The following is a 1,172-nucleotide window of genomic DNA, read 5'->3' on the forward strand; positions in this document are numbered from 1 at the left end:
GCAGTAACTGGGGTGCCATTCTTATCCACACGTTTCACTGTAACTGGATCTGGGTTTCCAACAAACTGCTTGTCTGGAGTGAAGGTTACAGTTCCGTCTGGTGCAATCGTGTAGGTTCCTTGGCCTGGAATAGATTTCTCTTTGCTTCCATCTGCGAAGGTTGGCTCTACTGTTTCATTGATTGGAACTAATGGGTCACCACCTTTAAACGTTGGAGTTCCTGTTTGCAGAAGTCCTTGAGGGCCTGTGCTGGTTGCGCCGGTTCCTGTTGGTGTTACCTTGGTCACTGTTGGGGTATATGTCGCAGTAACTAGGGTGCCATTCTTATCGACTCGTTTAACCGTTACTGGAGCTGGAGTACCAACATATTGTTTTTCTGGTGTAAAGGTAATAGAGCCATCTGGATTGATGCTGTATTCACCTACACCCGGAACTGTTTTCGTTGACTGTCCATCTTCGAAAGTCATTGGTTTCGTATCATCCAGTGGAACAGCTGGATTACCTTCTGTGAAGGTTGGGGTACCTTTTTGCGGTTGACCTTGGATACCATTTGAAGTGGCATCCGTTGAAGTTGGAACTACTTCTTTCACTACTGCTTGGTACTTGACAGTAACAGGAGTTCCATTGGCATCCACACGAGTCAATTCAAGTTCTGGTGTTTCCCCCTTGAACTGTTTGTCTGGGGTGAAGGTTACCTTGCCTTCTGCGTCCACTTCAAACTTACCAACATTTGGTACTTCTTTCACAGCTGTCCCAGTGTCAAATAGTGGAATTGAATCAGCTGGGAATGGAACAGAGTCATGGCCTGGCGTGAAGGTCACTTTACCTTCTTGGGCCTGACCTTGAAACCCCTCTGTCTTATCACCTGTACCAGTTGGCGTTACTTTCGTAAACTCTGGACTGTAGGTCGCAGTCACCGGGGTACCGTTCTTATCCACCCGTTTCACTGTGACTGGAGTTGGGTTTCCAACAAACTGTTTGTCTGGAGTGAAAGTTACAGTTCCGTCTGGTGCAATCGTGTAGGTTCCTTGACCTGAAATCACTTTTTCCTTGCTTCCATCTGCGAAGGTTGGTTCAACTGCTTCATCGATTGGAACAAGTGGGTCACCACCTTGAAAGCTTGGAGTGCCTGTTTGTGGAACACCCTGAGGACCTGTGCTGGTTGCGTTAGT

Annotated in this window: 1 pseudogene; it reads right to left on the reverse strand. The window is 47.4% G+C overall.

Annotated elements, in window-relative coordinates:
• Positions 1–1,172 (reverse strand): annotated as a pseudogene (locus GMD1S_RS11520) (YSIRK signal domain/LPXTG anchor domain surface protein); the annotation flags it as partial.

The organism is Streptococcus sp. GMD1S, from assembly GCF_000296875.1.
Taxonomy (GTDB): Bacteria; Bacillota; Bacilli; order Lactobacillales; family Streptococcaceae; genus Streptococcus.